The 23,511-nt window shown below is 68.1% G+C and carries 24 protein-coding genes; 14 read left to right on the forward strand and 10 right to left on the reverse strand.

Going from position 1 to position 23,511, the window contains the following annotated elements; genetic code table 11:
• Positions 1-187 precede the first annotated feature (187 nt).
• Together KHO18_RS24885 and KHO18_RS24890 are read right to left on the reverse strand one after the other, a co-directional pair.
• Positions 188-526: a P-II family nitrogen regulator gene (locus tag KHO18_RS24885; protein ID WP_092291590.1), complete on the reverse strand. Its 339-nt coding sequence runs from the start codon at positions 524-526 to the stop codon at positions 188-190.
• A gap of 55 nt (positions 527-581) precedes the next feature.
• Positions 582-1,379, reverse strand: a complete 798-nt coding sequence (locus tag KHO18_RS24890) for a TorF family putative porin (RefSeq protein WP_144198995.1) — start codon at positions 1,377-1,379, stop codon at positions 582-584.
• A gap of 545 nt (positions 1,380-1,924) precedes the next feature.
• On the opposite strand from KHO18_RS24890, the gene KHO18_RS24895 reads away from it, so the two are divergent.
• On the forward strand, positions 1,925-2,203 hold the full coding sequence (locus KHO18_RS24895) for an accessory factor UbiK family protein (RefSeq protein WP_144198997.1): 279 nt from the start codon (positions 1,925-1,927) through the stop codon (positions 2,201-2,203).
• 103 nt (positions 2,204-2,306) lie between these two features.
• Positions 2,307-3,854, forward strand: a complete 1,548-nt coding sequence (locus tag KHO18_RS24900; protein ID WP_144198999.1) for a YifB family Mg chelatase-like AAA ATPase — start codon at positions 2,307-2,309, stop codon at positions 3,852-3,854.
• On the opposite strand, the gene KHO18_RS24905 is transcribed toward KHO18_RS24900, so the two are convergent.
• The 3 genes from KHO18_RS24905 to KHO18_RS24915 all read right to left on the reverse strand — a co-directional run bounded on the left by KHO18_RS24905 (position 3,851) and on the right by KHO18_RS24915 (position 5,406).
• A complete protein-coding gene (locus KHO18_RS24905; protein ID WP_186296876.1) occupies positions 3,851-4,003 on the reverse strand; it encodes a hypothetical protein in 153 nt (50 codons plus the stop codon). The two genes, KHO18_RS24900 and KHO18_RS24905, sit on opposite strands and share 4 nt — an antisense overlap.
• 100 nt (positions 4,004-4,103) lie before the next feature.
• Complete coding sequence (locus KHO18_RS24910; protein WP_144199002.1) at positions 4,104-4,763, reverse strand: LysE family transporter; 660 nt, start codon at positions 4,761-4,763, stop codon at positions 4,104-4,106.
• A 40-nt stretch (positions 4,764-4,803) separates the two neighbouring features.
• Positions 4,804-5,406 (reverse strand): hypothetical protein, encoded by a 603-nt coding sequence (locus KHO18_RS24915; protein ID WP_149136824.1) that lies wholly within the window; start codon positions 5,404-5,406, stop codon positions 4,804-4,806.
• A 156-nt stretch (positions 5,407-5,562) separates the two neighbouring features.
• Here KHO18_RS24915 and KHO18_RS24920 point away from each other — a divergent pair, with 156 nt between their 5' ends.
• The 5 genes from KHO18_RS24920 to KHO18_RS24940 all read left to right on the forward strand — a co-directional run bounded on the left by KHO18_RS24920 (position 5,563) and on the right by KHO18_RS24940 (position 9,720).
• A complete protein-coding gene (locus tag KHO18_RS24920) occupies positions 5,563-6,036 on the forward strand; it encodes a thioredoxin fold domain-containing protein (protein ID WP_144199006.1) in 474 nt (157 codons plus the stop codon).
• A 66-nt stretch (positions 6,037-6,102) separates the two neighbouring features.
• Positions 6,103-6,642 (forward strand): TlpA disulfide reductase family protein, encoded by a 540-nt coding sequence (locus KHO18_RS24925; RefSeq protein WP_144199008.1) that lies wholly within the window; start codon positions 6,103-6,105, stop codon positions 6,640-6,642.
• Positions 6,643-6,925: 283 nt separating this feature from the next.
• On the forward strand, positions 6,926-7,171 hold the full coding sequence (locus KHO18_RS24930) for a type II toxin-antitoxin system RelE/ParE family toxin (protein WP_244845075.1): 246 nt from the start codon (positions 6,926-6,928) through the stop codon (positions 7,169-7,171).
• The gene (locus KHO18_RS24935; RefSeq protein WP_092291574.1) at positions 7,168-7,488 is read left to right on the forward strand and encodes a helix-turn-helix domain-containing protein; all 321 of its coding nucleotides are present in this window, start codon (positions 7,168-7,170) and stop codon (positions 7,486-7,488) included. The genes KHO18_RS24930 and KHO18_RS24935 overlap by 4 nt, the downstream gene beginning before the upstream one ends.
• 135 nt (positions 7,489-7,623) lie before the next feature.
• A complete protein-coding gene (locus KHO18_RS24940; RefSeq protein ID WP_211944078.1) occupies positions 7,624-9,720 on the forward strand; it encodes an ATP-dependent helicase in 2,097 nt (698 codons plus the stop codon).
• Positions 9,721-9,745: 25 nt separating this feature from the next.
• Here KHO18_RS24940 and cmdF read toward each other — a convergent pair whose 3' ends face one another.
• The 4 genes from cmdF to KHO18_RS24960 are packed head-to-tail and all read right to left on the reverse strand — an operon-like array spanning position 9,746 to position 16,109.
• On the reverse strand, positions 9,746-11,362 hold the full coding sequence (gene cmdF / locus KHO18_RS24945) for a tyrosine 2,3-aminomutase (protein WP_211944079.1): 1,617 nt from the start codon (positions 11,360-11,362) through the stop codon (positions 9,746-9,748).
• A 60-nt stretch (positions 11,363-11,422) separates the two neighbouring features.
• Positions 11,423-12,742 carry a sigma-54-dependent transcriptional regulator gene (locus KHO18_RS24950; RefSeq protein WP_186296883.1) on the reverse strand — a complete coding sequence of 440 codons (1,320 nt, stop codon included), beginning with the start codon at positions 12,740-12,742 and terminating at the stop codon, positions 11,423-11,425.
• A gap of 27 nt (positions 12,743-12,769) precedes the next feature.
• Positions 12,770-14,773 carry a sensor histidine kinase gene (locus KHO18_RS24955; RefSeq protein WP_144199016.1) on the reverse strand — a complete coding sequence of 668 codons (2,004 nt, stop codon included), beginning with the start codon at positions 14,771-14,773 and terminating at the stop codon, positions 12,770-12,772.
• Positions 14,774-14,822: 49 nt separating this feature from the next.
• On the reverse strand, positions 14,823-16,109 hold the full coding sequence (locus KHO18_RS24960; protein ID WP_144199018.1) for a dicarboxylate/amino acid:cation symporter: 1,287 nt from the start codon (positions 16,107-16,109) through the stop codon (positions 14,823-14,825).
• A gap of 422 nt (positions 16,110-16,531) precedes the next feature.
• Between KHO18_RS24960 and KHO18_RS24965 the strand changes: the two genes are divergently transcribed.
• The 7 genes from KHO18_RS24965 (at position 16,532) to KHO18_RS24995 (ending at position 22,205) form a co-directional block, all read left to right on the forward strand.
• Complete coding sequence (locus KHO18_RS24965) at positions 16,532-16,852, forward strand: (2Fe-2S) ferredoxin domain-containing protein (protein ID WP_149136829.1); 321 nt, start codon at positions 16,532-16,534, stop codon at positions 16,850-16,852.
• Between the two features lie 98 nt (positions 16,853-16,950).
• The gene (locus tag KHO18_RS24970) at positions 16,951-17,595 is read left to right on the forward strand and encodes an alpha/beta hydrolase (protein ID WP_144199022.1); all 645 of its coding nucleotides are present in this window, start codon (positions 16,951-16,953) and stop codon (positions 17,593-17,595) included.
• 43 nt (positions 17,596-17,638) lie between these two features.
• Positions 17,639-18,832, forward strand: coding sequence for a D-alanyl-D-alanine carboxypeptidase family protein (locus KHO18_RS24975; protein ID WP_144199024.1), 1,194 nt, complete (start codon positions 17,639-17,641; stop codon positions 18,830-18,832).
• Positions 18,833-18,857: 25 nt separating this feature from the next.
• On the forward strand, positions 18,858-19,163 hold the full coding sequence (locus KHO18_RS24980) for a YbeD family protein (protein WP_211944080.1): 306 nt from the start codon (positions 18,858-18,860) through the stop codon (positions 19,161-19,163).
• A gap of 4 nt (positions 19,164-19,167) precedes the next feature.
• Positions 19,168-20,361: a class I SAM-dependent rRNA methyltransferase gene (locus KHO18_RS24985; RefSeq protein ID WP_144199028.1), complete on the forward strand. Its 1,194-nt coding sequence runs from the start codon at positions 19,168-19,170 to the stop codon at positions 20,359-20,361.
• A 313-nt stretch (positions 20,362-20,674) separates the two neighbouring features.
• Positions 20,675-21,652 carry an NAD(P)H-dependent flavin oxidoreductase gene (locus KHO18_RS24990; protein WP_144199030.1) on the forward strand — a complete coding sequence of 326 codons (978 nt, stop codon included), beginning with the start codon at positions 20,675-20,677 and terminating at the stop codon, positions 21,650-21,652.
• Positions 21,653-21,692: 40 nt separating this feature from the next.
• Positions 21,693-22,205, forward strand: a complete 513-nt coding sequence (locus tag KHO18_RS24995; RefSeq protein ID WP_377731806.1) for a YbaN family protein — start codon at positions 21,693-21,695, stop codon at positions 22,203-22,205.
• Between the two features lie 6 nt (positions 22,206-22,211).
• Here KHO18_RS24995 and KHO18_RS25000 read toward each other — a convergent pair whose 3' ends face one another.
• Positions 22,212-23,405: a phenylacetate--CoA ligase family protein gene (locus KHO18_RS25000; protein ID WP_211944081.1), complete on the reverse strand. Its 1,194-nt coding sequence runs from the start codon at positions 23,403-23,405 to the stop codon at positions 22,212-22,214.
• Between the last annotated feature and the right edge of the window lie 106 nt (positions 23,406-23,511).

A 23,511-nucleotide genomic window follows, 5' to 3' on the forward strand; every position in this document is an offset into this window, starting at 1 on the left:
CGGGGGCGGCGGCGGTGGCCGCTGCCGGGGCCGAAGCCTCGGCGGCGGGCTTGTCCTGCGCCACGGCATGGGTGGACAGGCCGAGGCCGGCCGTGCCGAGCGCCAGCGACATCGCGCCGGCGGTCAGGATTCGCTTGAACCAGGTTGTCATGAGCTTAACCTCTTGTCTCGTGTCTTTTGTCTCGTGTCAGAGCGCGTCGCCGCCGGTCTCGCCGGTGCGGATGCGAATGACTTGTTCGATCGGCGCGATAAAGATCTTGCCGTCGCCAATCTTGCCGGTGCGGGCCGACTTCTCGATGGCCTCGATGGCGCGTTCCACCACGTCGTCCGGCACCGCCACCTCGATCTTGACCTTGGGCAGGAAGTCCACGATGTACTCGGCGCCCCGGTACAGCTCGGTATGGCCCTTCTGGCGGCCAAACCCCTTGACTTCGGTCACGGTGATACCGGACACGCCGACGTCCGAGAGCGCCTCGCGCACCTCGTCCAGCTTGAACGGCTTGATGACTGCAATGATGAGTTTCATCCCATTTCTCCTCGGGGCGACCCGGTCTGGCAGGCCGCCCACCTCGATGCACAAATTAGAAAGTCTTGGTGAGCGACGCCCAGAACGTCGACTTGCCCAGGTAGCGGCCGCGCGTATTGGTGTAGACGGCCTTGTCGGCATTGGTGTCCACGTACGCAATCGCCAGCGAGAAGCCCTTGCCCAGGTCCTTGGTCAGGCCGACCTTCCAGTCGGTGTACGACGCATCGCTGAAGTTCTTTACGCCCTGGTAGCCCACATGGGCGTTGAAGGTCAGGTCCCAGAAGTTCAGCGGCACGTTGGCCGTCAGGTCGATGTAGTAGCTGTTCTTCGAATCGTCGAACCCGAACAGGTTGGTCAGCGAGTGCGAGTACTTCAGGAACACCGGGCCCCAGCCGATGCCGGCATACAGCTCGGTCGTGTAGGGACGCGTGGTGGTGTAGCCGCCCGGGTAGTAGTACTCGAGCACGCCCACGTCATAGTTGAACTCGGCGCCGCCGGCGCTGAAGGTGTTCTTGAAGCCACCGTAGAAGTCCATTTCCACCGGCGCCGAGACCGACGAGTCGGCGTCCTCGAGCCAGCTGATGCTTGAGTTCCAGTTGCCGACGTAGAAGCCGCTCGAATGCGCGTAGTCGAACCCACCCTGAATGGCCGGGCGGCGATTGGTCTGGCTGATACCGCGATAGCGGTAGTCGCTGACCAGCGAGACGTTCGCCGTGAAGGTATGCGGCGATGCTTCCTCGGCGGGGGCTGCGGCCGGGGCCGGCTCGGCCGGGGCGGTCTGCGCCATGACCGGGGCTGCCGCCAGCAGAAGTGCGGCGGCGCTGGCGCTGACTGCGAGGCTGAACGTCTTCATCGGGGTTTCTCCTTTTCCTTGTGGTCTTCGCGGGCTCGATTGAGGTGTTTGCTACCTTTGTTGGTGCCCGGGCGGCTTTTTCCGCTGCCTCGGGCATTGACGCTCCTGAGCCGATTACTGCAACAGCCGTGCCAGCCCGATTCCCCGCCGGCGATGCGTCCGCCAAGAGGGCCTGCGAATCGCCCGTGGGCGCCCGACGCACCACTTTGCCGACGATCGAACGCGGCATTTCCCACTCGCCAAATCCGTTAAAAGATGTGTCCGAGCCTTGCCGGCGCTTTCATGGCGGGCGCCGAGGGGTCATAATCCGCCCATGCAGGGTCAAGTGCTGCGCGCTTGGCGCGATCCCCCGGGCGCGAAGGCGCCGGCGGACGCATGACGGACACAAGACGGGTGCCATGGCGCACCGCGCCCCAGTCAGGTGCACCGGCATGCGTCGATCCCGGCGCCCGCCGGGCCGGCCGGCACCATTCCGGTGCGGGAGTGCGGATAGCAGCGCAGCGGACCCCGAATCCATTGCATTGGTCACCACGAGGAGTTCCACCATGAAACCGACCGATCTGTTCAACGACCTGCAGCAGAAGGTCAGTGAAGCGCTGCGCAACTCGCCGGCCAAGGACATCGAGAAAAACGTGCGCAGCATGATGACGCAGGGCTTTGCGCGCCTGGACCTGGTCACGCGCGAGGAATTCGACGTGCAGTCGCAGGTGCTGGCCCGCACGCGCGCCCGGCTCGAGGAACTGGAAGCCCGCGTGGCCGAGCTTGAGCGCCGCGCCACGCCGGGGGCAGCGCCCCAGGGCGGCGCGCCGACGGCAGGGGTATGACGCCCAGGCGCCGACCCCGCGCCACACCTGAAGGCCAGGAAGGCCGCCGGACTCCGGCGGCCTTTTTCGTTAACACTTTCGCAAATCTGGAGCGGCCCGCACCATGAGTCTCGCCGTGCTGCGCAGCCGGGCGCTGACCGGGGTGGAGGCCCCGCCGGTGGCCGTGGAGATCCACATCGCCAACGGCCTGCCCGCGTTCAATATCGTCGGGCTGGCCGACACCGAGGTGCGCGAGAGCCGCGAGCGCGTGCGTGCCGCCCTGCTCAACAGCGCCTACGAGTTCCCGGCCCGGCGCATCACCGTCAACCTCGCCCCGGCGGACCTGCCCAAGGAGTCCGGCCGCTTCGACCTGGCCATCGCGCTTGGCATCCTCGTGGCGAGTGGCCAGTTGCCAGGGGATGGGCTCGATGCCTTCGAGTTTGCCGGCGAGCTGTCGCTGGCCGGCGACCTGCGCCCGGTGCGCGGCGCGCTGGTCATGGCGATGGGGCTGGCCCGCGACAACGCCCGCCGCACCGCCCAGGGCCAGCCGGCGCGCGCCTTTATCGTCGCCGACGGCAACGGCCCGGAGGCCGCGCTGGTCGATGGCCTGACCGTCCACGCCGGCGCCACGCTGCGCGATGTCTGCGACCACCTCGGCCCCCTGCCCGACCGGCGCCTGCCGCGCGCCGAGCCGCCGGGACTGGCTACCTGGCCGGATAGCGCCAACGTCGGCCCGGACATGTGCGACGTGCGCGGCCAGCTACAGGCGCGGCGTGCGATGGAGATCGCGGCGGCGGGCCAGCATTCCGCCCTGCTGGTGGGGCCGCCCGGCACCGGCAAGTCGATGCTCGCGCAACGATTCGCCGGGTTGCTACCGCCGATGACGGCTGCCGAGGCGCTCGAGGCCGCCGCCGTGCTGAGCCTGACGCCAGGGGGCTTCCAGCCGGCGCAATGGGGCCGGCGCCCGTTCCGCAGCCCGCACCACACGGCCAGCGCGCCGGCGCTGGTCGGCGGCGGCGGCAATCCGCGCCCTGGAGAGATCTCGCTGGCCCATCACGGCGTGCTGTTTCTCGACGAATTGCCAGAGTTCGAGCGCCGCGTGCTCGAGGTCCTGCGCGAGCCGCTGGAGACCGGACACATCACCATCTCCCGCGCGGCAGGCCAGTCGGACTTCCCCGCGCGCTTCCAGTTCGTGGCGGCGATGAACCCGTGCCCGTGCGGCTACCTCGGCCACCCGTCGCGGCCGTGCCGCTGCACGCCGGACCAGATCCAGCGCTATCAGTCGAAGGTGTCCGGGCCCCTGCTGGACCGCGTGGACCTGCAGATCGAGGTGCCAGCGCAAAGCCAGCAGGAGATTTTCGATGGGCCGCCCGGCGAGGCCAGCGCGGCGGTACGCGCGCGAGCCGTGGCGGCGCGGGCGCGGCAACTGGGCCGGCAGGGCATGCCGAATGGGGAGTTGTCCGGGCGTGCCATCGACGATCACTGCCCGCTGGCGGCCGACGCGCAGGCGTTGCTGCGCGGGGCGATGCAGAAGCTGGGCTGGTCGGCGCGGGCGTACTTCCGGGTGCTGAAGGTGGCCCGGACGATTGCGGATCTGGAGGATGCGGCCGTACTGACCGCCGCGCATGTGGCGGAGGCCATCCAGTACCGGCGCGCGTTGCGGGCGGGTTAGACCGGGGGTTCCACCGGCGGGGGCGGCGGCTCCTCGATCGGCGGGAGGTCAGGCGGGTGGCCGGGCGGCGGGGGCTCGGGAGGCGGCTCCCGGTGCGCGGCGGTCAGGACAGTCGGGGCGGTCAGGGCAGAGCGCAGTACAGCAGGCATGGGGAGTCTCCGGCAACGGTCTCTCCCCATTGAAGCAAACCCGGCCGGCAGGCGCCAGCCGGATCTTGGCAATCTCCACCCGAGGGTTCAGGCAGAAACTTCAAGCCGGATGCCGGCGCACGAAGAACAGCGCCGTGCCCACGGCCACCAGAACGCCGCCGAAGAAGCGGTTCTGCCAGCGCACGGCGCGGGCGTTGCGGAACAGCCCCTGCATGCGCGACGCCAGCAGCGCGTAGCCGTGCATGACGACCAGATCCACGCCGCACATCGTCGCGGCCAGGATGGCGAGCTGCGGCCCGAGCGGATGGGTTGGATCGATGAACTGCGGCAGCACGGCCACCATGAAGATGATGCCCTTGGGGTTCGTCACATTGGTCAGCAGGCCGGTGGCAAACCGGCGGCGGCGGCTCATCACGGCCACCCGCACGCGGCCCGGGGCGCCTTCGGCATCGCCCTCCCCATCCCCCTGCGACTCGACCTTCGCCCGCCATTGCTGGATGCCTAGGTAGATCAGGTAGGCCGCGCCGATGGTCTTGACCACCACGAAGGCCTCCTCGGAGGCCAGCAGCAGCGCGCCCAGCCCGCCGCCGGCGATCAGCAGGATGATCACCAGGCCCAGTTGCAGGCCCATGATCGTCGTCGTGGTCTTCTTCAGCCCGTACGAGAGCCCGTGGCTCATCGACAGCACGGCGCCCGACCCCGGCGAAATCGCGATCACCCAGCACGCGGCGAAATACGCCAGCCACACTTCCCAACGCATCTTGTTCTCCCTGGAACGTCAGTTACATCACAAAAATCTGTTAGAACGGATGGAATCCGGTCAGGAACTGCTCTACCTGCTCGGCCTGCCGCGCATCGCGGGCGGCGTCGCCCGCCTCCAGCACCACGGCCTGGTACGCGCGCGTGCCGGACGCCACCAGCCGCGCGGTGAGCCGGCGCGGCGATTTGTCCTGCGGCGAGACGCCGGTCACCGTCAATTCCACGCCCTCCAGCGCCACGGGCGGCTTGGCCGCCGATGTCACCGTGATCGCGCGCGTGCGCGCCGGGGCCTCGGGATGGGCGCCGAGGTTGGCCACGAGGCCGGCCTGCATCGACGCCAGCGCCTCGCGGCGCAGCGCCGCGTCGTCGGCGGGCAGCGTGACCACGCCCACGGCGAACAGCGTGTCGTCGATGCGGGACGCCTCCATGGTCATCGGCAGCTTGCGCCCGGCAATCGCCACGTCGCGCGCGGCGCTGGTCGGCTTGCCGGGGTAGAGCGCGGCGTACTGGCCTTCGTCAGACAGGATGGTGCGCCAGTCATAGCGCGGCGAGCAGCCGGCCAGCGCCGCCAGCAGCACGAGGACCAGCGACGGCAGGATGGCGTGGGGAAGCGAACGGAGCGGTCGGCGGGGTTGGCGGAGCATGGAGAGCATTCTTATTAGGCAACCGCGGTGGCGGGTGCGCCTTCGGCCACTCGCACGCCCGCTGGCGCAAGCCGGTATTATCCGGGAAGCCGCGCGCGACCGCTCGTCGCCGCATCGATTTTCTGCGAGTTTCGCACCCGAGTCTTGCCCCCCGCCATGCGTCCACGCCTGTCCACCCTTCGTGCCCTGCCCTGGCTCGCGGCCCTGCTGCTGGCCAGCGGCGCCGCCCACGCGGCGGGCCACCTGCCCGCCGTGACCGACGTGGCCGCCCAGACCGCCGCCGCCACCAAGGCCGGCGAGCCGCTGGTGGTGCTGGTCAGCCTGCCCGGTTGCAGCTACTGCGAGACCGTGCGCCGCAACTACCTGGCGCCGCAGGTGGCCGCCGGCGAGATCGCCGCACGGGAAGTGGACATGACCGCCGACACGCCGATCCGCGACATCGACGGCACCATGACCACCGCCAAGAAGTGGGCGCGCGCCCACAATGTATCCGTGGCGCCGACCGTGCTGTTCCTCGACGCCAACGGCCAGCCGGTGGCCAACGCGCTGCTGGGCTTGCAGGGCGATTTCTACGGCGCCTACCTGGAGCAGGCGCTGGACACCGCGCGCGCCAAGATCGCCCGGAAGTAGAATAGCGACGCGTTTGGTCGATTTCTCGACGATTTTCCGCCGATCCATCTCACGGGACTGCCTCCCATGTCTGATTCCACCGTCTCCACCGCACCGAAGCGCCGCCCGATCGTGCCGATCGCCGTCGCCGTGGTCATCCTCGCCTTGCTTGGCGTCTTCGGCTACCGCGCGCTGGCGCCGTCCGGCACCGTTCCCGCCGCCACCTTCACACTGCTCTCGGGCGAGAAGGTCAGCACCGCCGACCTCAAGGGCAAGGTCTACCTGATCAATTTCTGGGCCACCAGCTGCACCACGTGCGTCAAGGAAATGCCCGACATGATCAAGACCTACCAGCAGTTCAAGGACAAGGGCCTGGACTTCGTGGCCGTGGCGATGCACTACGACCCGCCGATGTACGTGGCCAACTTCGCCAAGACCCGCGAACTGCCGTTCAAGGTGGCGATGGACTCCGACGGCACCGCCGCCAAGGCCTTCGGTGACGTGCAACTCACCCCGACGACCTTCGTGGTCGACAAGAACGGGAAGATTCTCAAGCGCTACGTCGGCGAGCCCGAATGGGAATCGCTCCACAAGCTGCTCGACGGTGCGCTGGCCAGCGCGGCCTGAAGCGCCCAAACGTCCGCCGTCGGCGGACATCGCTGACTGACAGAAGGCACCCCATGTGGGTGCCTTTCTTTTTTTGCGATCGGCTGCGCCCGCTCAAGTCGGATTCACTCCAGTTTGGTCAAGCTGATGCCCTCGCCGTCGCGGGCGGTCACCAACCACGGTTGATTCGTTATAGAATCAATTCTGATCAAATAAAGGGTCATGACGCCGAACTACAAGAAGCCTTTCAGCCAGTTTGTAAAAAAGGCGCATAAGCCACTTCAACTGACCATTCGAGGATGAAGTGGAAGTCGTTTGCAACAACCCGGAAGTCGGCCAAGCGAAAGTGGCGGATCTGGCGGGGATCTGGGTCCATAAGTTCAAGTTCAACCGCCAGGAATACTTGATGGCCTACCGGCCGCCCACTGAAGCGCAGAAAGCTGCCGGCATCGACATTGAACTGTTGCTGATTGATTTTTACCAAGTGGGCTCGCACGAGAATTTCTACGCCGAGTTGAAGATGTATCTGAAAGCAGAGAGGAAATCGTGAATATTGCAACCGCAGAAGAACTGATGAGGCATCTTGGCGAGATGCCTGCGCAGGAGCGGCTGAAGTTTTTCGCCATGGTCGGTCAACGTGCGTTCCGCGACGAGAATCTGAGCCACGAGGAGGTCTTCGGCCACCTGGCAGAGGACGACTTCACGGCAGCCGAAGCGGCGGAATATCTTGAGATCTCGATGGCCACCTTCCGCCGCTTCGTGCGCGATGGGAAGCTGACTTCGCATGCAACGGTCGGCCGTAGCCAGTTATTTTCCGTAGCGGATCTGAAGGCATTCAAGCGGCAACGCAAGGCGATCAAGGGCTGATTCCCCAGGGCGCCGGCGAATTGCGCCCAGCACCGCACTCTTGTGTTGTGGGGCCCTCACGACCCGCTTGCCTCCCCAGGCTGTATGGATATACAGTGAGCGCCAGAATTTTCTCAGCCGCCCCTGCCCCTGCCCGTGTCCCCGGATCCTGTTCTCGAAGCCGACGCCCCCGACGTCCCTGCTGACGTCCCTGCCTACCTGTCCCGCCTGAACCCGGAGCAGCGCGCGGCGGCGTCGCACGCCGGGGATGCGCCGCTGCTGATCATTGCCGGCGCCGGTTCGGGCAAGACCAACACGCTGGCGCACCGCGTGGCGCACCTCGTGCTGGGTGGGGCCGATCCGCGCCGCATCCTGCTGCTCACATTCTCGCGCCGCGCCGCCGCCGAGATGGGCCGCCGCGTGGAGCGCATCGTCGATCAGGCGCTGGGCACCAGCACCGGCGCGGGCCGGGCGGCGCTGCAATGGTCGGGCACCTTCCACGCCATTGGCGCACGGCTGCTGCGCGAGTACGCCGAAACGCTGGGGCTGGCGCCCACCTTCACCATCAGCGACCGGGGCGATTCGGCCGACCTGATGCACGTGGTGCGGCACGACCTCGGCCTCTCCGAGCAGACCTCGCGCTTCCCGCGCAAGGAAACCTGCCTCGCCATCTATTCGCGCGTGGTCAACACCCAGCTCCCGCTGGAAGTGATCCTAAAAACACAATTTCCACGCTATGCGATGTGGGCGGACGCGCTCAAGGCCCTGTTCGCCGGCTACGTGGCCGCCAAGCAGAAGCAGCAGGTGCTCGACTACGACGACCTGCTGCTCTACTGGGCGCAGGCGCTGACCGAGCCGTCGCTGGCGCAGGACATGGGCGCGCGCTTCGACCACGTGCTGGTGGACGAATACCAGGACACCAATGCCTTGCAGGCATCGATCCTGCTCGCGCTGAAGCCGGACGGGCGCGGCCTGACCGTGGTGGGCGATGACGCCCAGTCGATCTACGCGTTCCGGGGCGCCACGGTCCGCAACATCCTCGATTTTCCGCAGCACTTCTCGCCGCCCGCCCATCAGGTGACGCTGGCGCAGAACTATCGTTCCACCCAGCCGATCCTGGCCGCCGCCAACGCGGTGATCGGGCTGGCTGCCGAGCGATTCACCAAGGATTTGTGGTCGCTGCGCGAGTCGGCCGAGAAGCCGGGCGTGGTGGTGGTCAACGATGAAGCCGATCAGGCGCGCTTCGTGGTGGAGCAGGTGCTGGCGCGGCGCGAGGCCGGGCTGACGCTGATGGCGCAGGCCGTGCTGTTCCGCGCGGCCGACCACAGCGCCCAGGTCGAGATCGAACTGGCCCGCCGCAACATCCCGTTCGTGAAGTTCGGCGGCCTGAAATTCCTGGAATCGACCCACGTCAAGGACGTGATGGCCGTGGTGCGATGGCTGGAGAATCCGCGCGACCGCATGGCCGGCTTCCGCACCCTGCAACTGCTGCCCGGCGTGGGCCCGAAAACCGCCGCGCGCGTGCTGGGGGGGCTGGAAGCGGCCACCGAGCCGCTTCTGGCGCTGGAAGCCTTCGAGCCCCCGCCCGCCGCCGCGCCGGCCTGGGCCGAGCTGATCGCCCTGGCGCGCGGGCTGATGGCGCCTGCCTCGCCGTGGCCATCGGAGTTCGAGCAGGTGGTGGCGTGGTACCTGCCGCATCTGGAGCGCATTCACGACGATGCCGCCGCGCGGCAGGCCGATCTCCAGCAGATCGAGCGGATCGCGGCCACCTATGCCTCGCGCGAGCGCTTCCTGACCGAACTGACGCTCGATCCGCCGAGCGCGTCCAGCGATGAATCCGGCGTGCCCTCGCGCGACGAGGACTACCTGATCCTGTCTACGATCCATTCGGCCAAGGGCCAGGAGTGGAAGGCGGTCTACGTGCTCAATGCGGTGGATGGCTGCATGCCGTCCGACCTCGCCACGGGCACCACGGAAGAGATCGAGGAAGAACGCCGGCTGCTCTATGTGGCGATGACGCGCGCCAAGGACCACCTCGACATCGTGGTGCCGCAGCGCTTCTACGTCCATCAGCAGGTGGGATTTGGCGACCGCCACGTGTACGCGTCGCGCACGCGCTTCCTGCCGAACCGGGTGATGCCGAACTTCTACAGCCGGTCCTGGCCGCCCCCGCCGATGCCCGGCGACGCGCCGGCCAAGGCTCCCCTGCCCCAGGTGGACCTGGCCAGCCGCATGCGCGATATGTGGAAGTAGGCCGGGAAGCCGGCTGAAAATCCAATCAGAGGAGTTCGACGCCGGCCTGCCGCACCACATCCAGCAAGGCGCCGTCGCGCAGCAGCGCGGCCACGGCCTCGATGTCATCGGTCATGTAGCGATCCATCGCCAGGAACGGCACGCGTGCGCGCACGAACTGGAACACGGCGCGGCCCGCCGGCGCCAGCTGCTCCACCGCGCCGGCCAGTTCGGCGGCCTGGCAGGCAGCCAGCAGTTCGATGGCCAGGATGTACTGGTTGTTGTCGAGGATGCGGCGCGCGTTGCGGGCCGCAATCAGCCCCATGCTCACCACGTCCTGGTTGTCGCCGTTGGACGGCACGCTCTGGATGCTGGCCGGGCTGCAGATCGTCCGGTTCTCGGCGATCAGCGCCGTGGCCGGGTACTGCGCGCCGGCAAACCCGCACGACAGCCCCTCGTTGGCGGCCGCCAAGAAGGCCGGCAGGCGGTTGTTCAGGTGCGGGCTCAGCAGCCGGTTCAGGCGGCGCTCGGACACCACGCCAAGCTGCGTCGCGGCGATGGCGAGGAAGTCCATCGCAAACGCCACCTGCTGGCCGTGGAAGTTGCCGCCGTGGAACAGCGCGCCATCATCGAAGAACAGCGGGTTGTCGTTCGACGAATTGAGTTCGCGCTCGACCACCGTGGCGCAATGGTCCAGCGTGTCACGCACGGCGCCCAGCACCTGCGGGATGCAGCGCAGCGTGTAGGCCTTCTGGATAAAGACGCCGGTGCCGGTGTTCTTCTCGTCGCCGGCGCGCGTCTTCATCTCGGCGGACAGCTCGCCATGACCGGCCAGGCGGTCGGAATCGGCCAGCAGCGCGCGCAGGTTGGCGGCGGAGCGGATCTGGCCCGGGTGCGGCTTGGCGATGTCGTGGCCGTGGGCCATGAAGGCATCGGCGGAGGCGGACAGCCCCTCCAGCGCCAGCGCGGCGATGATCTCGGCCTGCGTGATCTGGGCGCGCAGCGTCTCCAGCAGCAGGCAGGACACGCCCGTCATGGCCGAGGTGCCGTTGATCAGCGCCAGCCCTTCCTTGTAGGCCAGCGCGATGGGGGCGATGCCGTGCTCGCGCAGCACCCCGGCGGTGGGCGCGGTGCCGCCATCGGCGGTCAGGACCTTGCCTTCGCCGATCAGCGTGATGGCCACGTGGGAGAGCGGCGCGAGGTCGCCGCTGGCACCCAGCGAGCCCACCTGCGGCACGGCCGGCGTGATGCCGGCGTCCAGATACTTCAACAACTGTTCGATGACCAGCGGGCGCACGGCCGAGTAGCCGCGCGAGAGCGCGTTGGCGCGCGCCACCATCATCGCCCGCACTTCGTCGCGCGAGAACAGCGGGCCGACGCCGGCGCAGTGGCTGCGCAGCAGATTCTCCTGGAGCGCGCGGCCGTGTTCGATATCGACCCAGTTATGAACCAGCTCGCCGAAGCCGGTGGAGACGCCGTAGATCGGCACATTGGCCGAGGCCACCTGCTCGAAGCGCGCGCGGGCTTCGCCCACCTTGTCGAGCACGGCGCCCGGCACCCGCGCGGCGCGGCGGCCACGCGCCACATCGACAACAGCAGGCGCGGTAAGTTGATGGCCGTCGATGTCGGCGGCAGGCAAGGCGGAGCGGGTGACTTCGGACATGGGGCGGATCAGCAATCACAGGGGCGCACGAGGCGAAGGGCCCCGAGTGTACCAAGCCCGTTACAGTCCGTAGCGCTTGATCTTGTCGTACAACGTGGCCTTGCCGACCTGCAGCAGATCCGCCGCCTGGCTCACCGCGCCGCCGGTGCGCGCCAGCGTATCGGCGATGACGGCGCGCTCGTAGTGCTCCATGCGCTCGCGCAGCGGGGTGGAGTCGTCCGCGACGTCCGGCTTGCCGCTCACGCCCTCGGGCACGCCCAGCACCAGCCGGTCCGCCGCGTTGCGCAGCTCGCGCACATTGCCGGGCCACGGGCGCTGCATCAGTGACTGGCGCTGCATCTCCGAGAGGATCGGCGCGGGGCGCTGGTAGCGCACGGCCGCCACCAGCATGAAGTGCTCGAACAGCGGCACGATGTCCTCGCGGCGGTCGCGCAGCGGCGGCAGCGGAATCGTCACCACGTTGAGCCGGTAGAGCAGATCCTGGCGGAAGGCGCCCTGCGCCACCAGCCCCTCCATGTCGCCCTTGGCCGCCGCCACGATGCGCACGTCGATCGGCACCGAGGTATTCGACCCCAGCCGCTCCAGCGTACCTTCCTGCAACACCCGGAGCAGCTTCACCTGGAGCGCCAGCGGCATGCTCTCGATCTCGTCGAGGAACAGCGTGCCGCCCGACGCGTGCTCCAGCTTGCCCACGCGGCGCTTGCCCGCGCCGGTGAAGGCGCCGGCCTCGTGGCCGAACATCTCGCTCTCGAAGATCGCCTCGGGCACCGCGCCGCAGTTCAGGGCGATGAAGGGCGCGTCGCGCCGGGTGGACAGCGCGTGAAGGCTGCGCGCCACCAGTTCCTTGCCGGTGCCGGTTTCGCCGTTGATCATCACCGGCACATCGGTGGGCGCCACGTTGGCGATCAGGTCGCGCACGCGCGCCATCGCCGCCGAGCGGCCGATGATGCGCGTGCCCGCCGCCGGGCCCGCCAGCTCGCGCCGCAGGGCCACGTTCTCCAGCTCCAGCGCGCGGCGCTCCAGGGCGCGGCGCACCGTGTCGGTCAGGCGGTCCGCCCCGAACGGCTTCTCGATGAAGTCATAGGCGCCTTCGCGCATGGCCTGCACGGCCATCGTGATATCGCCGTGGCCGGTGACCAGGATCACCGGCACGCCGGGCGCGGCGTTGCGGCAGTGGTGGAGCAGATCGAGCCCGCTCGCGCCGCCCAGCCGCACATCGGTGACCAGCACGCCGGGGAAGTCGGCGGACAGGTGCGGCATGGCCGCCTCCGCCGAGGGCAGCGCCAGCACCGCGAACCCGGCCAGTTCCAGGCTCTGCGCCGTGGCCTGCCGCACCAGCGGCTCATCCTCCACAAACAGCACGCGCAATCCGTCTTGTATCGCCATCCCTTATTCCTGCTTGCCTTGTCAGGCCGTAGTGGCGGGCTGGTGCGCCCGCCGCAAAGTCACCACGAATTCGGCGCCGCCGCCTTCCGCGTTCTGCGCCGTCAGCTGGCCGCCGAACTCGCGCACGATCGACGTGGAAATCGCCAGCCCCAGCCCGAGCCCCTGGCCGATCTCCTTGGTGGTGAAGAACGGCTCGAACAGGCGCGGCAGCACATCGGGCGGAATCCCGGGGCCATTGTCGCGCACGGACACGCTCACCGCCTCGGGGGCGACGTGCACGGTGATGTCGATGTGGCCGGCCTGGCGTGCCTCCCGCCCCTCCCCGGCAATCGCGTCCAGCGCGTTGCCGACCAGGTTCAGCAGCACCTGCTCCAGCTTCAGTTCGTCCGCCCAGACCGCGATTTCGGCGCCTTCCACCTCCTCGCTATCCAGCCCGCGCACCGTCAACGCCACGCCGGCCAGGCGCGGCGCCATCAGTTGCAGCACATGGTCGATGGCGGCGCGCACGCGCACCGCGTGGCGCCGGGGCCGCGCCTTGCCGGCGAACAGCTTGAGCTGGCCGGTGATCTTGCCCATGCGGGCGGTGAGGTCGGCGATGGCGCTGAGATTGCCCGTGGCGGCGTCCAGCTGGCCGCGTTCCAGCAGCACGCGCGTGTTGTCCGAGAACGTGCGCAGTGCGGCCAGCGGCTGGTTCAGCTCGTGCGTGATGCCGGCGGCCATCTGCCCCAGCGCGGCGAGCTTGCTGGCCTGCACGAGTTCGTCCTGCGTGGCGCGCAGCTCGCCCTCGGTGCGGGTGCGCTCGGCCACCTCGGCCTCGAGTTGTTCGTTGATCGCCATCAGGTCGGCCGTGCGGGCCTCCACGCGGCGCTCGAGTTCGTCATAGGCGGCTTCGAGCATGCGGCGGCTGTATTGCATGTCGCGCGCGCGCTGGCGGCGCTGGCGCAGGTTCACCAGCAGCAGGCCGATGCAGGCATAGGCCAGCGCCGCCCCCACGGTGGCGCCGCGCGCGCTGGCCAGCACGGGGTCCAGCGGCGCCATGACCTGCATGGTCCAGCCGGCCGGACCGACCGGGCGGCTGATCTCCAGGTAGCGGTCGCCCCGGTCTGCCGTGAGCCCGATGCCGCCGCCCGGGCTGCCGGGCTCGCCATCGGCGCCCACGCGCACCAGCCGGGTGTTCTCGCCCAGCACGGTGTCGCCGAGCCAGCGCGTGACCGGCGAATCCAGCGCCAGCAGCGGCAGCGGCGTGACCGCCTGGTCGTGGTACTGGCGGGTGTTGTGCAACTCCGCCTGGAGTTCGGGCGGCAGCGGGCGCAGCGTGCGGTACTGCCAGGCCGGCACGGACGAGAGGAAGATCACGCCGTGGTCATCGGCCACCATCAGCGGCTCCGCCCGGCCCGCGCCGGCGCGCTGGAACCACTCCAGGTTCAGCTTGACCACGGTCACGCCGATGACCTTGCCGCCCGACTCGATCGGCTGGGCGATGTAGTAGCCCGGTTCGTCGCTGGTGATGCCGATGGCGTAGAAACGGCCCACCTCGCCCCGCGCCGCGCGCTGGAAGTACGGCCGGAAACGGTAGTCGGTGCCGACGAAGCTGCCCGGCTCGCCATGGTTGCTGGCGGCCAGCGCCATGCCGTTGGCGGCAATGACATAGGTGGCGGAGGCGCGCGCGCGCCGGTTCACATCGACAAGATAGTCATTGACCGCGGCAATCCGTGCCGGGTCCTGGGGAGCGGCCAGCAGCCCGCGCACCGAGGGGTGCAGGGAAACCAGCGCGGGGAGGAATTCGTAGCGGTCGAGCGTGGACTCGAGCGTGGCGGCGTAGCGCTCGGCGCGCATGGCCGTGGATTGCTGCAGCGCGGCCAGCCCGCGCTGCACCGACAGCAGCCAGGTCAGCCCGCAGAGCAGCAGCAGGCCGGCCAGCAGGGCGCCGGCAAAGCCATACCAGCGCGGGCCGGGCCCGGGCGCATGCACGGAACCCGGCGCCGCGGGGTCATGTACGGCTAAAAAATCGTCGGAATGAGGCATCGGCGCGCACGAAGGGTCTCGCGCCGATGATACCCGTTGCCGGGAAATGTCAGCGGGCCGCGTCGGCCAGTCCGACGGAGTCATCGTCGCCACGCAGCACGCGGTTCAGGCGGGCACGGTCCAGTTCCTTTTCCCAGGCCGAGACCACCACGGTGGCCACGCCGTTGCCGATGATGTTGGTCAGCGCGCGGCATTCGCTCATGAAGCGGTCGATGCCAAGGATCAGTACCATGCCGGCCACCGGGATGGTCGGCACCACGGCCAGCGTGGCCGCCAGCGTGATGAAGCCCGAGCCGGTCACGCCGCTGGCCCCCTTGGACGTCACCATGGCCACAGCCAGGATCGTCAGCTGCTGGAGCAGCGTCAGTTCGATGCCGGTAGCCTGGGCGATGAAGATCACCGCCATCGTCATATAGATATTGGTGCCGTCCAGGTTGAACGAGTAGCCCGTGGGCACCACCAGCCCCACCACCGACTTCGAGCAGCCCAGGCGCTCCATCTTCTCCATCAGGTGCGGCAGCGCGGCCTCGGAGGAGCTGGTGCCCAGCACGATCAGCAGTTCTTCCTTGATATAGGCGACGAAGCGGATGATCGAGAAGCCCGTGAACTTGGCCACGGTGCCCAGCACCACCAGCACGAACACGATGGCCGTGAAGTAGAACGTGCCGATCAGCTTCAGCAGCGGCACCAGCGAGCCCAGGCCGTACTTGCCGATGGTGAACGCCATGGCGCCGAAGGCGCCGATCGGGGCCACCTTGGTGATCACGTGGACGATGTGGAAGAACACCTTCGAGACCTGGTCCACCATGTCATGCACGATCTTGGCGCGGTCGCCCAGCACGGCCAGGGCCGAGCCGAAGAACAGCGAGACCAGCAGGATCTGCAGGATGTCGCCATTGGCGAACGCGCTGAAGACCGTGTCCGGGATGATGTGCATGAAGAACTCGGTCGTGCTCTGGCCGTGGGCCTTGGACACGTATTGCGAGATCGACTTGGTATCCAGCGTGGCCGGATCGATGTTGAAGCCCACGCCCGGCTTGAGCACGTGCGAGGCCACCAGGCCGATCAGCAGCGCGAAGGTCGAGACGATCTCGAAATACAGCAGCGCCTTGCCGCCCACCCGGCCCACCTTCTTCATGTCGCGCATGCCGGCGATGCCGGACACCACGGTACAGAAGATGATCGGGCCGATGATCATCTTGATCAGCTTGATGAAGGCGTCGCCCAGCGGCTTCATCTCCACGCCTGTGTCGGGCCAGACATGGCCCAGCAGGATGCCCACGGCAATCGCGAACAGCACCTGCACGTACAGGATCTTGTAGAAGGGTTTCCTCATGATGTCTTCCTCGGTGTTTTTTGACCGGTGCCGGGCGCTCGGGGCGCCCGCTTTGCACGCCTGGCGGATTGCGGCGCGTCTGAAGGTAACTATTTGCAACAGGCATGCCACCGAGGCAGTCACCTTCAAATCGTTGATTTGGAAGGATTTTTGATTTTTCGGACGATAGCTCCGTCTGGCTTTCCAGAAATCCGGACTGGCCCGCTCCGGGTTTCCGGAAGGCGATGCGGCGAAAGGAGCGCTTTATAAGCGCATATCACATCACATTTAGCCGAATGGTGCGGCCCGGCACCGCCCCATCGCCCGCCAGATTCCGGATATCCGGGCAGCCCCGCATGGCGGAACGCGGAGTCTGACAACGTATAATTCCGTGCTTCCCCAACGCCATCGACGCATCGCGCCCCGCGCGAGCGCGCCCGAGCATGAGCAGCTACTACCAACACCACGTCTTCTTTTGCCTGAACACGCGCGACGACGGCAAAGCCTGCTGCGCCGACCACAACGCCCAGGCCATGCAGGAATACGCGAAGAAGCGTTGCAAGCAGCTTGGCATTGCCGGTGGCGAGGGCCGCGTCCGGATCAACAAGGCGGGCTGCCTGAACCGGTGTGAACTCGGGCCGGTGCTGGTGGTCTACCCCGAGGCCGTCTGGTACACCTTCGTCGACGAGCAGGACATCGACGAGATCATCGACAGCCATCTGGTGAACGGCAAGCCGGTCGAACGCCTGATGCTCGACCGCTGATCCGCCTCGCCGTGCCCGCCGGGTCCGCCCGGTTTTTTTGTTGCCCGCTGTCTTCGTCTGCTGTCTTCGTCCCGCTCCGCACCCCTGCCCCTGCCACCATGAACGCGCATACCCAGGTCACCACGATTCCCGGCCCCGTCGGCGCCATCGATATCTCAATCGACCTGCCGCAGGGCGTGCCCGTGCGCGGCCTGGCGCTGGTGGCCCACCCGCACCCGCTGTTCTCCGGCACCAAGGACAACAAGGTGGCACAGACGCTGGCGCGCACCTTCGTCGCCCTCGGCTACGCCACGGTGCGGCCGAACTTCCGCGGCGTGGGCAACTCGGCGGGCGAGCATGACAAGGGCATTGGCGAGCAGGACGACCTGCTGGCCGTGGTGGACTGGATGCGCACCCAGACCGCGTGGTCACCGGACGTCGCCACGCTGCCGCTGGCGCTGGGCGGGTTCTCGTTCGGCAGCTTCGTGCAGACGCACGTGGCGCGGCGGCTGGCCGAAGCCGGCACGCCGGCGCAGCGCCTGGTGCTGGTGGGAACCGCCACCAGCCGCTGGGACGTGGCGCCGGTGCCGGCCGACACCATCGTCATCCATGGCGAGCAGGACGAGACCGTGCCGCTGGCCAGCGTGCTGGACTGGGTCCGCCCGCAGGAGCTCCCGGTCATCGTCATTCCCGGCGCCGACCATTTTTTTCATCGCAAGCTGCACCTGATCAAGCAGCTTGTCGTCAACGCGTGGGACCGGTGATCCGTCCCGTCCGCGCAACCCTCATCCGTTGGAATTCGCACCTATGAACAGAGCCACGCCGCGCTTCGCGTCCGCCCTTGCCCCCGTCGCTATTGCCGTTACTGTCGCGCTCGCCGCTCCTGCCGCCGTGCTGGCGCAGGGCGTGCCGACCCCGCAGGTCGCCGCCAAGTCCTGGATGCTGTACGACGTGACGAGCGGCCAGGCGCTGGCCTCGCAGAACGCGGACCTGCGCATCGAGCCGGCCTCGCTGACCAAGATCATGACGGCCTACCTGGCCTTCCAGGCGATCAAGGAAAAGCGCCTGACGCTGGACCAGACCGTGGTGCCGACCAACGTCGTGCTGAAGGTGAAAAGCGACGAATCGCGCATGTTCATCGAGCCGAACAAGCCGGTCAGCGTGCAGGACCTGCTGATGGGCCTGATCGTCCAGTCCGGCAACGACGCCGCGCTGGCGCTGGCCGAGGCCGTGGGCGGTTCCGAGGAAGGCTTCGTGGCGATGATGAACCGCGAGGCCCAGCGCATGGGCCTCAAGGGCACGCACTTCACGAACACGGACGGCATTCCCGACCCGGAGCACTACACCACGGCGGTGGACCTGGCCACGCTGACCACGCGCCTGATCAAGGACTTCCCCGAGTACTACGGCATGTACTCGCAAAAGGAGTTCACCTATAACAAGATCAAGCAGCCGAACCGCAACCGCCTGCTGTACATCGACCCCACCGTGGACGGCGTGAAGACGGGCCACACCAAGTCGGCCGGCTACTGCCTGATCTCGTCGGCGCAGCGCCCGCTGACCAACGTGCCGAACGGCAACCGCCGCCTGGTGTCGATCGTGATCGGCACCACCAGCGAGCAGGTGCGCACGCAGGAAAGCCTGAAGATCCTGAACTACGGCTTCCAGTTCTTCGACACCCTGCGCCTGTACGACAAGGGCCAGGTCCTGGCCACGCCCGAGATCTACAAGGGCGCCGCCGGCACGGTCAAGATCGGCGTGTCCAACGAGACCTTCGTCACGGTGCCCAAGGGCACGGGCAGCCGCCTGAAGCCGGTGCTGGAGCGCCAGGAACTGCTGCTGGCCCCGATCACGGCCGGCCAGCAGGTCGGCACGGTCAAGCTGATGGACGGCACCACCAAGGTGGGCGAGTTCCCGGTGGTGGCACTCGAGGACGTGCCCGAGGCCGGCTTCTTCGGCCGCCTGTGGGACACCATCCGCCTCTGGTTCAAGCGCAAGTAATCCGCACACACGCGAAAGCACGAACATGACGACCGAATCGAACGATGGTCAGCAGCCCGGCGGCATTCCGCCGCAGGCCTCGCTGATCGAGTATCCGAGCGACTTCCCCATCAAGGTCATGGGCGCGATGCAGGACGGCTTTGCCGAGGCGATCGTGACCCTGGTGCAGGACTTCGACCCGAACTTCCATGCCGGCAAGATGGAGATGCGTCCGTCGCGCAACGGCAACTACCTGGGCCTGACCGTGACGGTCTGGGTGACCAGCCGCGAGCAGCTGGACGATTTGTACCGCGCGCTGACGTCGCATCCGATGGTGAAGGTGGTGCTGTAAGCGCATGAACGTCATCACGCTCAAACCGGGCAAGGAAAAGTCCCTGCTCCGCCGCCACCCCTGGGTGTACGCCACCGGCATCGCCTCCACCGAGGGCCGGCTGGAGGCCGGCGCCACGGTGGTCATCCGCGCCGCGGACGGCCGTTTCCTGGCGCGCGGCGCCTACAGCCCCGAGTCGCAGATCCGCGCACGGGTGTGGACCTTCGACGAGAACGAGCCGGTCGATCACGCGCTGTTCAAGCGCCGCGTGGCCGCCGCGCTGGCCCATCGGCGCCAGTGGGTGCGCGATACCGACGCGGTACGGCTGATCTTCGGCGAGGCGGACCGCCTGCCCGGGCTGGTGGTCGACTATTACGGCAACGGCGACAAGGGCCAACTGGTCTGCCAGTTCAATTCGGCCGGCGTGGAGCAGTGGAAGGACGCGCTGGTGCAGGCGCTGGTCAAGGAGACCGGCTGCCCGAACGTCTACGAACGCTCCGACGCCGCCGTGCGCCAGCGCGAGGGCCTGCCGCTGGTGACCGGCGTGCTGGCCGGGGCCGAGCCAGACCCCGAACTGTCAGTGACCGAGCACGGCGTGCGCTACTACGTGGACGTGCGCCACGGCCACAAGACCGGCTTCTACGTCGACCAGCGCGACAACCGCAAGCTGGTGGGCGACCTGGCCGCAGGCCGCGAGGTGCTGAACTGCTTCTGCTACACGGGCGGCTTCTCGCTGGCCGCGCTGCGGGGCGGCGCCACGGCGGTCACGTCGATCGATTCGTCGGGCGATGCGCTCAAGATCGCCGCGAACAACGTCACGCTGAACGGCTTCGACGCCGAACGGGCCACCTGGCTCGACGCCGACGTGTTCAAGACGCTGCGCGAATTCCGCGCCGAGGGCCGCCAGTTCGACCTGATCGTGCTGGACCCGCCCAAGTTCGCCCCGTCGGCGCAGCACATCGACCGCGCGGCGCGTGCCTACAAGGAAATCAACCTGGTCGGCATGCAGTTGCTGCGGCCGGGCGGCCTGCTGTTCACGTACTCGTGCTCGGGCGCCATCAGCATGGAACTGTTCCAGAAGATCGTGGCCGGCGCCGTCACCGATGCCCGCAGCGACGCGCGCATCCTGCGCCGGCTTTCGGCGGGCACCGACCATCCAATGTCGGCGGCGTTCCCGGAAGGGGAATACCTGAAGGGCCTGCTGCTGGAGAAGGTGTAAGGAAGGTCTGAGGGACGCCGGGACACCCCGGTATAAACCCTCGGTTTTGACTTCTGACGGTCATATTCACCGTCTATGCTTCGTCTCGCGGTGGGGCATTGGCAGGTGTCTCACTGCCTCTTCTTATCAGTCTTCGTGGTAATTGCCCCGCCTACCCGGCGGGGCATTTTTTTGTCCGATGGACGCCCGATGGATGCCTGATCGGAATCGAAGCGTGCCTCTAGGCCGGCGGCGGCGCCGGGGATCGCATCCGGACTGAAAGTCCCTATAATCGAACGATCGTTCAATTCGCGACCCGATCAGAGGAGATCTCATGCCCGCCGCCAAGACCTTGCCGCCCATCCTGCAGAACCTGGCCCTGCCCGTCATCGCCTCGCCGATGTTCATCGTCAGCTATCCGGAACTGGTGCTGGCGCAGTGCAAGGCCGGCATCGTCGGCTCCTTCCCCGCGCTGAACGCGCGCCCGGCGGAGCTGCTCGACGAGTGGCTCACGCAGATGCAGGAGGACCTGGCCGCGTTCCAGGCGGCGAACCCGGGCAAGCGGGTGGGCCCGATCGCCGTGAACCAGATCGTCCATGCCTCCAACGCGCGGCTGGAGCACGACGTGAAGGTCTGCGTGGACCACAAGGTGCCCATCTTCATCACGTCGCTGCGCGCGCCGGTCAAGGAAATGATCGATGCCGTGCACAGCTATGGCGGCATCGTGCTGCATGACGTGATCAGCCTGCGCCACGCCGAGAAAGCCATCGAGGCGGGCGTGGACGGCCTGATCCTCGTGGCGGCCGGCGCCGGCGGCCATGCCGGCATGCTGTCGCCGTTCGCGCTGGTGGGCGAGGTGCGCAAGATCTTCGACGGCCCCATCGCGCTGTCCGGCTCCATCGCCACCGGCGACGCCGTGCTGGCCGCGCAGGCCATGGGCGCCGACTTCGCCTACGTGGGCACGCGCTTTATCGCCTCGCAGGAAGCCCACGCCAGCGCCGAGTACAAGCATTCGATCACCAGCGCGGCGGCCTCCGACATCGTCTACACGAACCTGTTCACGGGCGTGCACGGCAACTACATCCGCGAGAGCATCAGCAATTCGGGGCTCGATCCGGACAACCTGCCCGTGGCGGACAAGACCAAGATGGATTTCTCGAGCGGCAGCTCCAAGACCAAGGCGTGGAAGGACATCTGGGGCGCCGGCCAGGGCGTGGGCCAGATCGAGGACATTGCCACGGCCGGCGAGATCATCGCGCGCATGAAGACCGAGTACGACGCCGCGCGCGCCCGGCTCGGACTGGTACGATAGGGGCGTTTTTTCGCCCCCTATCGTCCCTTTTGGTCTTCCTTTGCAACCGACCGACTCCGAACGCCCCGCCGGCGACACCCGCCGGCCCCGCTCCCCAGGCAACGTCAGCGACGCGCTCACGCACCGTGAGCGCGTGATCCGGGCATTCTGGGTCACCTGCGGCGTGGTGTCGCTGGTGCTCGGCTTCATCGGCATTTTCCTGCCGCTGCTGCCAACCACCCCGTTTGTCCTGCTGGCCGCTGCCTGCTTCGCGCGCGGCTCGGAGCGGTTCCACGACTGGCTGGTCTCGCACCCGCGCTTCGGCCCGCTGGTGCGGGACTGGCAGACGCATCGCAGCATTCCGCTGCGCGCCAAGTGCCTGGCGCTCTCGATGATGTGGATCTCGATGGGGACCACCGCCTGGCTGCTGCGCGGGCGGCCGGTGTCCTCGCTGACGCTGCTGGCGGTAGGTGCCGCCGTGACCATCTGGATGGTGCGGCTGCCTACCCGGCCCCGCGGTGGCTATGGCGAGGCGGGCGGGGAGTCGCCCCAGCCGCCGCGCTCTTCCCAGTAAGCCGCCTCAGTCGTAACGGCGCGCGTCCTCGATCACCTTGCCATCCTGCGGCAGCGACCCAGCCGCCACAAATCGCACCTCGCCGCGCAGGCGCATGACGTCGCGGATCGAATCGGCGATGGCTTGCGCCAGGGCGGCATCCTCGCGCGTGGCGTCGCAGTGCAGCGTCATGGTGTCCGCGCCGACCATGCCGGTCACCACCAGCCGCGCGGCGCGGATCTCGGGATGGCGGCGCACCACGTCCGCCACCTGCCCCGGATGGACGAACATCCCCTTGACCTTGGTAGTCTGGTCCGCGCGCCCCAGCCAGCCCTTAAGCCGGATATTGGTGCGCCCGCACGGGCTGGCGCGGTGCGAGGAATCACTGACGATGGCCGACAGGTCGCCCGTGCCGAAACGGATCAGCGGATAGTCGCCGTTGCCGAGCACCGTCACCACGACCTCGCCGGTCTCGCCCTCGGGCATCGGCTGCGTGCCGCCCGGCTCGACGATCTCCACCAGCACGCCTTCATCGACCACCCAGCCGTCGCCACCCCCGGTTTCGTAGGCGATCAGCCCCACGTCGGCGGTGCCGTACATCTGGCTCACGGTCACGCCATGGTCCTGCAACCATGCACGCAGTGGCGGCGGGCAGGCTTCGCCGGTGACCAGCGCCTTCGACAGGCTTGCGCACGGCAGGCCCAGCTCGCCCCCCCGCTCGATCAGCAGTTTCAGGAACGATGGCGTGCCGGCGTAGGCGGACGGTTGCAGCGCCGCCATGGCCTGCACCTGCGATTCGGTCTGGCCGACGCCAGCCGGGAACACGCAGCAGCCCAGCCGGTGCGCGCCCGATTCCATCATCATGCCGGCTGGCGTGAAGTGGTACGAAAAGGTGTTGTAGACCAGTTCCCCGGCGCGAAAGCCGGCCGCGAACATGGCACGCGCGATGCGCCACCAGTCATCGGCATGGCCATCCGGCTCATGGATCGGCCCCGGGGACTGGAACACGTGCCGCAGCCCGCCGATCGGGGTGGCGTTGAGTCCGCCCAGCGGCGGCGCGGTGCGCTGGCGGGCGGTCAGCTCGGACTTGCGCGTCACCGGCAGCGCGGCCAGCGCGGCGCGGGAGGTGAGGTCGCGCGGGTCCACGTCGCACAGCACCTCGGCGAAGTAAGGCGCGTGGGCCTGCGCGTGCGCCACCTGGCGCGCGAGGGCGGCCAGCAGCGCGGGGGGGGGGGGGGGGGGGGGGGGCGGGGCGGCTGGGCGGAAAGACGCGTCGGCAGCGTGGCCACCAGCCGGGTGCCGGCCGGCGAGGAACTCAGCACAAACT

Origin of the sequence: Cupriavidus campinensis (assembly GCF_905397395.1) — a bacterium.
Taxonomy (GTDB): domain Bacteria; phylum Pseudomonadota; class Gammaproteobacteria; order Burkholderiales; family Burkholderiaceae; genus Cupriavidus; species Cupriavidus campinensis.

What these genes read in the sequence shown, in the direction of transcription:
- KHO18_RS24885 (WP_092291590.1), bottom strand. Translation starts at nt 526, where the DNA reads ATGAAACTCATCATTGCAGTCATCAAGCCGTTCAAGCTGGACGAGGTG.
- KHO18_RS24890 (WP_144198995.1), bottom strand. Translation starts at nt 1,379, where the DNA reads ATGAAGACGTTCAGCCTCGCAGTCAGCGCCAGCGCCGCCGCACTTCTG.
- KHO18_RS24895 (WP_144198997.1), top strand. Translation starts at nt 1,925, where the DNA reads ATGAAACCGACCGATCTGTTCAACGACCTGCAGCAGAAGGTCAGTGAA.
- KHO18_RS24900 (WP_144198999.1), top strand. Translation starts at nt 2,307, where the DNA reads ATGAGTCTCGCCGTGCTGCGCAGCCGGGCGCTGACCGGGGTGGAGGCC.
- KHO18_RS24905 (WP_186296876.1), bottom strand. Translation starts at nt 4,003, where the DNA reads ATGCCTGCTGTACTGCGCTCTGCCCTGACCGCCCCGACTGTCCTGACC.
- KHO18_RS24910 (WP_144199002.1), bottom strand. Translation starts at nt 4,763, where the DNA reads ATGCGTTGGGAAGTGTGGCTGGCGTATTTCGCCGCGTGCTGGGTGATC.
- KHO18_RS24915 (WP_149136824.1), bottom strand. Translation starts at nt 5,406, where the DNA reads ATGCTCCGCCAACCCCGCCGACCGCTCCGTTCGCTTCCCCACGCCATC.
- KHO18_RS24920 (WP_144199006.1), top strand. Translation starts at nt 5,563, where the DNA reads ATGCGTCCACGCCTGTCCACCCTTCGTGCCCTGCCCTGGCTCGCGGCC.
- KHO18_RS24925 (WP_144199008.1), top strand. Translation starts at nt 6,103, where the DNA reads ATGTCTGATTCCACCGTCTCCACCGCACCGAAGCGCCGCCCGATCGTG.
- cmdF (WP_211944079.1), bottom strand. Translation starts at nt 11,362, where the DNA reads ATGTCCGAAGTCACCCGCTCCGCCTTGCCTGCCGCCGACATCGACGGC.
- KHO18_RS24955 (WP_144199016.1), bottom strand. Translation starts at nt 14,773, where the DNA reads ATGCCTCATTCCGACGATTTTTTAGCCGTACATGACCCCGCGGCGCCG.
- KHO18_RS24960 (WP_144199018.1), bottom strand. Translation starts at nt 16,109, where the DNA reads ATGAGGAAACCCTTCTACAAGATCCTGTACGTGCAGGTGCTGTTCGCG.
- KHO18_RS24965 (WP_149136829.1), top strand. Translation starts at nt 16,532, where the DNA reads ATGAGCAGCTACTACCAACACCACGTCTTCTTTTGCCTGAACACGCGC.
- KHO18_RS24970 (WP_144199022.1), top strand. Translation starts at nt 16,951, where the DNA reads ATGAACGCGCATACCCAGGTCACCACGATTCCCGGCCCCGTCGGCGCC.
- KHO18_RS24975 (WP_144199024.1), top strand. Translation starts at nt 17,639, where the DNA reads ATGAACAGAGCCACGCCGCGCTTCGCGTCCGCCCTTGCCCCCGTCGCT.
- KHO18_RS24980 (WP_211944080.1), top strand. Translation starts at nt 18,858, where the DNA reads ATGACGACCGAATCGAACGATGGTCAGCAGCCCGGCGGCATTCCGCCG.
- KHO18_RS24985 (WP_144199028.1), top strand. Translation starts at nt 19,168, where the DNA reads ATGAACGTCATCACGCTCAAACCGGGCAAGGAAAAGTCCCTGCTCCGC.
- KHO18_RS24990 (WP_144199030.1), top strand. Translation starts at nt 20,675, where the DNA reads ATGCCCGCCGCCAAGACCTTGCCGCCCATCCTGCAGAACCTGGCCCTG.